Annotated in this window: 6 protein-coding genes and 1 tRNA gene; all 7 read left to right on the forward strand. The window is 32.7% G+C overall.

Going from position 1 to position 6,205, the window contains the following annotated elements; genetic code table 11:
- Window positions 1–322: 322 nt before the first annotated feature.
- The 7 genes from U9O55_00035 (at window position 323) to U9O55_00065 (ending at window position 6,203) form a co-directional block, all read left to right on the forward strand.
- A complete protein-coding gene (locus U9O55_00035) occupies window positions 323–466 on the forward strand; it encodes a hypothetical protein (protein ID MEA2088222.1) in 144 nt (47 codons plus the stop codon).
- A gap of 165 nt (window positions 467–631) precedes the next feature.
- The gene (locus U9O55_00040) at window positions 632–991 is read left to right on the forward strand and encodes a GDP-mannose 4,6-dehydratase (protein ID MEA2088223.1); all 360 of its coding nucleotides are present in this window, start codon (window positions 632–634) and stop codon (window positions 989–991) included.
- Entirely contained in the window at window positions 988–2,283 is a 1,296-nt protein-coding gene (locus tag U9O55_00045; protein ID MEA2088224.1) for a UDP-glucose/GDP-mannose dehydrogenase family protein, read from the forward strand. Before U9O55_00040 ends, U9O55_00045 begins: the two co-directional genes overlap by 4 nt.
- A gap of 140 nt (window positions 2,284–2,423) precedes the next feature.
- Entirely contained in the window at window positions 2,424–3,461 is a 1,038-nt protein-coding gene (locus tag U9O55_00050; GenBank protein MEA2088225.1) for a caspase family protein, read from the forward strand.
- Window positions 3,462–3,635: 174 nt separating this feature from the next.
- Window positions 3,636–5,408 (forward strand): Kazal-type serine protease inhibitor family protein, encoded by a 1,773-nt coding sequence (locus tag U9O55_00055; protein MEA2088226.1) that lies wholly within the window; start codon window positions 3,636–3,638, stop codon window positions 5,406–5,408.
- A gap of 122 nt (window positions 5,409–5,530) precedes the next feature.
- Window positions 5,531–6,115 carry a Maf family protein gene (locus U9O55_00060; GenBank protein ID MEA2088227.1) on the forward strand — a complete coding sequence of 195 codons (585 nt, stop codon included), beginning with the start codon at window positions 5,531–5,533 and terminating at the stop codon, window positions 6,113–6,115.
- Window positions 6,116–6,118: 3 nt separating this feature from the next.
- A tRNA-Ser gene (locus U9O55_00065) sits at window positions 6,119–6,203 on the forward strand.
- The last annotated feature ends 2 nt before the right edge of the window (window positions 6,204–6,205 follow it).

The raw sequence follows: 6,205 nt of genomic DNA on the forward strand, positions 1-6,205 counted from the left end.
GATATTTCTAGTAAAAAGCTATAAGAAATTAAATTAATAAATATGCAATATATTATATGTCCAAAATGTAAAAAGTTCTTTTCAATTCGGCGGGCAGGCGGATTTCGTTCATAATACGGAGTAAGTTTTTTTAGAGGCATCGTTAGATGCCTTTATAGATACCTCTAAAAATTTAAAAAAGTTTTGGATTTTTTGTAGAATAGGCTGATTTTTTATAATTAAAAATTTAATTGTAGATACTCCCTATCAGCTTGGCTACGGGGGACGAATACCAAAAGGATATACAATATGGTATAATATAGTTATAAACGAATATAGACATATGCACAAATCGCATGACAAAAGCGCGATATTATATCATATTGTGTGTCCTGTAAAATATCGCAGAAAAATAATTTCAGAACAGGTTTCAGCTATATTAAAAAATATATGCATTAAAATCAGCAAAAGACTGGAGCTGATGTAATAAAAAATTATATTAAAAATCAAGGAAAAAATTATCAACAAATTTATTATTCGCAGCCAACGCTGTTTGACGGTATGCAGTGAATAAACCCACTAGATATCCCGTCAGCTTGTTGAGGGGTAATTCATTGTTTACGGAAATTGCCAAGTTTTAGAAGGCGCTTACGTGTTGGTAATCGGAATTTTTATAAGACAAAGATTGAACAAAGAGCCGACGACCATTGTAGGCGACGGCGAGGAAAAAAGAGATTATACAAGCGTTATTGATGTTGTAAAAGCTAATATTTTAGCCTCTGAAAGCGAAAAAGTCGGCAAAGGCGAAGTCATAAATATAGGTCGCGGAAAAAATTACAGCGTTAATGAAGTAGTTGAGATGATTGGAGGTGAAACAACAAAAATTCCGTTTCGTCTTGAGCCGAGAGAAACTTTGGCAAATAATTTTTTAGCGCGCGAACTTTTAGGATGGGAGCCAATAATTAATTTGTCTAAATGGTTTGAGGAATATAAAAAAGAAATAGGTTTATGAATATAGCAATTATTGGGACAGGATATGTTGGATTAGTGCAAGGTGTTGGTATGGCTGAAAAAGGTCATAAAGTTTTTTGTGTTGATATTGATAAAGAAAAAGTTAAAAAAATGCGAGAAGGCAAAAGCCCGATTTTTGAGAAAGGGCTGGGAGAGTTAATGCAAAAAAATATTAAAGCAAAAAGATTATTTTTTACCGCAAATTTAGCAAAAGCAATAAAAGACGCTGAAATTATTTTTATTGCCGTAGGAACTCCGCAAGGAGAAAGCGGAAAAGCTGATTTAAGCCATGTTTATAAAGTAGTTCGTGATGTTGGAAAATTACTTGATCATTATGTTGTTATTGTTAATAAAAGCACTGTTCCTGTTGGAACCGCGAAAAAAGTTGATGAAATAATAAAAAAACAGTATAATAAAAATATTGATGTCGCGTCTAACCCTGAATTTTTGCGTGAGGGAACAGCCTTGAACGATTTTTTTAATCCAGACAGAATTGTAATTGGAGTTGAAACAGAAAAAGCAAAAAATATTATGGCTGAAGTTTATAAGGGCTTTGATTGCGCTAAATTTTTTGTTAGTAGAGAAAGTTCTGAAATGATAAAATATGCTTCTAATGCTTTTTTAGCAACCAAAATATCGTTTATAAATGAAATTGCCGGGATTTGCGAAAGAGTAAACGCTGACATTAAAGAAGTCGCGCAAGGAATGGGAGCTGATGCGAGAATTGGAAGTAAATTTTTAGAAGCAGGGCTTGGATACGGCGGTTCTTGTTTTCCAAAAGATACTCGGGCATTGCATCAGATTGCTGATCTGAACGGATATGAATTTCGGATTTTAAAATCAGTGATTGATGTGAACAACAACCAAAAAAAGATTTTGTTGGAAAAGATAAAAAAAATCTTTCCTGTTTTAAAAGGAAAAATAATTACTGTTTGGGGTTTGTCTTTTAAACCAGGCACTGATGATATTAGGGAGTCGCAGGCAATTGATTTAATTAGCTGGCTTTACGGACAAGGAGCTAAAGTTCGAGTTTCAGATCCTGTTTCAATAGATAACGCTAAAAAATATTTGCCAGATGAAATAGAATTTTTTTTATGCCCTTATGAAGCTTCAGCAAGAAGTAATGCGATTATAATTGTTACTGATTGGGAGCATTTTAAAAAAATTGATAAGCAAAAAATAAAAAAAGTTTTATCAAACTATTATATTATTGATGGCAGAAATATTTTTGACCCGCAAGAAATGTCTAATTTAGGGTTTAATTATATCGGGATAGGAAGAGGAAAGGATTAGTTAATATTTTTTTAAAATTATAATATAACAAAATTAAAAAATTAGCATAAAGCATTTGGTATTAAAATCATTAATTTTGTAATTGCAAAAAGATATAATTAAATGCTTGATTATATTTTGTTTGCGATTGCGACAAATTTATGTTTAAAAAAATGTTATCATTTTTTCTGCTGTTGTCTGTGGTGTTTTCTTTTTCTTTAACGCCTGTGGCAATAGCTCAAGGCAATTCGGAAAAAAATAATAATAGCGATTTAAGAAAGCCAATACACGCAACTAATATTAAAATCGCAAAAAAGATTTTCGACCCTTCCGCAATTAAGGGAATAAAAACAAAAGACCGCCCTGATAAACCAGAAAATAATAAAAAACCTTCTTATAATGGGGTGGCAACAGGTGTTTTAGGAACAGGAGTAACAGGCAATAAATACGCTATTATAATTGGAATTTGCGATTATCCGGGAAGCAATTATGATCTTTGTTGGGCGGATGGTGATTCGTTAAATATGCGTAATGCTTTAGTTAATAAATATGGATATTCAGATGAAAATATTTATATGTTTAGAGACACAGATCCTAATCGTACTGATATTACTGACGGGGCAGCTACTTTTAATAATATTAAAGACGCTATATTGAATAAAATAAAACCTAATATAAGCGAAGGAGACGAAGTTGTTTTTTTCTTTAGCGGTCATGGCGGAAGTCTTTATACGGATATAGATCCAGAAGATGAAATAGATGGCACAGACGAAATAATTCTTGTTCATAATGGTAGCGAAGTAGTCGGTATATCTGATGATACACTTGTAAGTTGGTTCCATAATTTTGGCACCTCAAGAATTGTTTTTGTCTTTGATACTTGCCATGCTGGCGGGATGAACGACTTAACTAGTGAGGGGAGAATTGTTGTTATGGCTACAGAAGAAAATAGATCAGCTTATGTATATTCAACAGGAGTACCAGAAATAGAAGAGGGCGAGGGAGTATTCAGTCGCCTTTTTGTTAATTTAGGAATGTTGCAAGATTTTGCGGACGGATATAATAACCTTAAAAAATCAGATGAAAATGTAGCCGTGGAAGAAGCATTTGATTATGCAAAAAAAAATATACCTGGTCGCATTAAACGTATACAAAGACCAGTAATAAGCGATGGATTTCTTGATGATTTGCTTTTATAATTTTTTAAATATTAAAATAATTAATTTTGTAATTGCAAAAAATTTATAATTAAACTCCGCTGATTTCCCTCCCCCTAAGATTAGGGGAGGTTAGGCGGGGTATGAAAACTACAGAAAATAATTAGGCTATAATTAAATGTTTGATTATATTTTGTTTGCGATTGCGACAAATCTATGTTTAAAAAAATGTTATCATTTTTTTTACTGTTAAGCGTGGCGTTTTCTTTTTCTTTAACGCCTGTTATAGCGGAAGAAACAAACAGCGCTGAACAAACAGTATGTACAACTAAATATGATCCTGTTTGCGGAATGGACGGAGAGACTTATTCAAATTTGTGCATGTTGGAAGCCGAAGGAGATGTTGAATATGCTTATGATGGGATTTGCAATGAGATAACCGACCAAGGTAGCGCGTCAGAAGAAACAAGCGATACTAATTTTGCAGGGATGTTAGTTGAAATTGGATCAACAGATATACCCACAACATTTATTGTTAGCGATAATAAAACAAAAAAACATTATACTGTTAGCGCTAGTCAGAATGTTGTTTTAGGACAGAAGCGAAGCCAATGGACATCTCTTTCAGACTGGATACCAGGCGATCAAATTAGGGTAATTGGCAAAAAAAATGAAAATACTCAAGTTGTTGACGCTGCTATTTTGGCTAATTTGTCAATAAAGACCATAAGCAATAAAGGAGCTAATGGTTGGATTACTAATATTGACAAAGATGCGAAAACCATTGCTTATCAATGGAAAAATAAAGAACATTTGTTTGTTTATGACGACGACACAAGGCTTGTTGTTGGCTTGAAAAATCCAGCAAGCGTTGATGATTTAAAAGTAGGTGATAGAATTCGCGGAAGATTATTGTTGCGTAAAGGAGAAACTCCTTTAGCAAAGATTGTTGTTGTTTTGCGTAGAGGTGAAGATTTATTTATGAAAATTCGCACTTTTATGCCAAATGTTACTTTAATCAGTATGGACAGCACTGTTAAGCCGACCGCTATTACAGTAAGAATAGAAAAAACACCTGGATTAAAAGCTAATGATGTTAATAATTTAATAGAAGCTGAAGGGGGAATTGTAACAGTTTATATTACTGAAAATACTGTTTTAGTCCGCAAATTTTTTGGACGGACAACTTTAAGCGAATTTTCATCCGATGACAGTTTAATGCTTGTTGGCAGAGTTAATGATAATGGAACAATTGACGCTAAATTGATTAAGAATATGAGTATTTGGAAAACAAGCGTTCGCGGGCATTCAGGGGTTGTGACAGAAGTGAACACAGACGATAATTATTTAATGGTTGATTGGACACCTGTTAAATATTTGACAAACAAAAATTTGAAAAAAGTTTTAGCAGAAAAAAAAGCAGAGGTTTCCGCGCAGGTTGTTTCAGATCAAAATACGGCAACAATTCAAAATACATCATTAAAAAATAGGCTTAAATTATCTAATTTGAAAAACGCGATAAAAAACAGGATTCAAAATTTAAAATCTGTTGAAGCAAAAGTAGGAACATTATACAGAAAAATAGAAAATAAAAAAGTTAAAATTGACAGAATCAGGGCGGAAAACGTAAAAGTAAAAGATCTAATTATTCGCAAGCCAGTAAAAAAAATCAGGGTTGATATTACTTCAGACACTAAAATTGTTGTTGGAACAAATACAGACGCGACAATTTCTGATATTCAAAATGGAGATAAAGTAAGAATTAGGGGAGTTTTGCAATCTAATTTGCCGATATTAATAGCTGAAACAGTTGTTGTTGTTAGTTCTTTGCCTGAGGTTGAAGCGTCATTATCTTCATCGCTTGATGAAAATAATGAATGGGTTGTCACAATGGTTGCTGAAGAAACAGAAGGAGATATTGTCAATTCCACCGTTTCAGCGACAGATCAAGTAATCGATGATGATACAACAGACGGGACAAGCAATTAAACAGATTTGAAAAAAATCTAAACATAAGAACGGCTTAACTAGCCGTTCTTGCGTTTACATATAATTATTTTGAGTTTATTATATGGTTATGGTCAGATAAATAAAATAATATAAATATAATTATGCAACAAAAGATAATTTTAGCATCAAAATCATTTAGAAGAAAGCAATTGTTAAGACAGATGGGTTTAAGCTTTAGAATCAGAGAAAGTAAATATAAAGAAGATATGCAAGCTTTTAATAATCCATACAAATTAGCAAAATTTTTAGCTTTTAAAAAGGCAGAAGAAGTAGCAAAGCATTATAGAAATGCTATTATTATTGGAGCTGATACTTTTATAATTTATAAAAATCAATTTATAGGAAAACCAAAAAATAAACAGGAAGCAAAAAAAATGTTGCAGACATTTTCAGGTAATGAACATAGTGTTATAAGCGGTTTTGCTATTATTGATGTAAAAAATAAAAAGATTATAAATGATTTTGGAGAAGCAAAAGTTAAATTTAGAAATTTGAGCAATAGCGAAATAGATGATTATCTCAACAGTGTTGAATTTTTAGATAAAGCGGGCGGTTATGGATTACAAGATAGGGCGGCTACATTAGTTGAAAGTATAAATGGAGATTTTTATTCTATAATAGGATTACCAATCAGTAAAATTTATTTGGCATTAAAAAATATGGGGATTAACGCATTAAAATTATAATACGGAGAGGTCGCATAGTGGCCGAGTGCGCCGCCTTGGAAAGGCGGTATCCTTCACGGGATCGAGGGTTCGAATCCCTCCCTCTCCGCC

The organism is Patescibacteria group bacterium (assembly GCA_034660655.1).
Taxonomy (GTDB): domain Bacteria; phylum Patescibacteriota; class Patescibacteriia; order JAACEG01; family JAACEG01; genus JAACEG01.

Bases quoted from the DNA above. Each gene is read 5' to 3' on its own strand.
- U9O55_00035 (MEA2088222.1), top strand. From the start codon at position 323: ATGCACAAATCGCATGACAAAAGCGCGATATTATATCATATTGTGTGT.
- U9O55_00045 (MEA2088224.1), top strand. From the start codon at position 988: ATGAATATAGCAATTATTGGGACAGGATATGTTGGATTAGTGCAAGGT.
- U9O55_00050 (MEA2088225.1), top strand. From the start codon at position 2,424: ATGTTTAAAAAAATGTTATCATTTTTTCTGCTGTTGTCTGTGGTGTTT.
- U9O55_00055 (MEA2088226.1), top strand. From the start codon at position 3,636: ATGTTTAAAAAAATGTTATCATTTTTTTTACTGTTAAGCGTGGCGTTT.
- U9O55_00060 (MEA2088227.1), top strand. From the start codon at position 5,531: ATGCAACAAAAGATAATTTTAGCATCAAAATCATTTAGAAGAAAGCAA.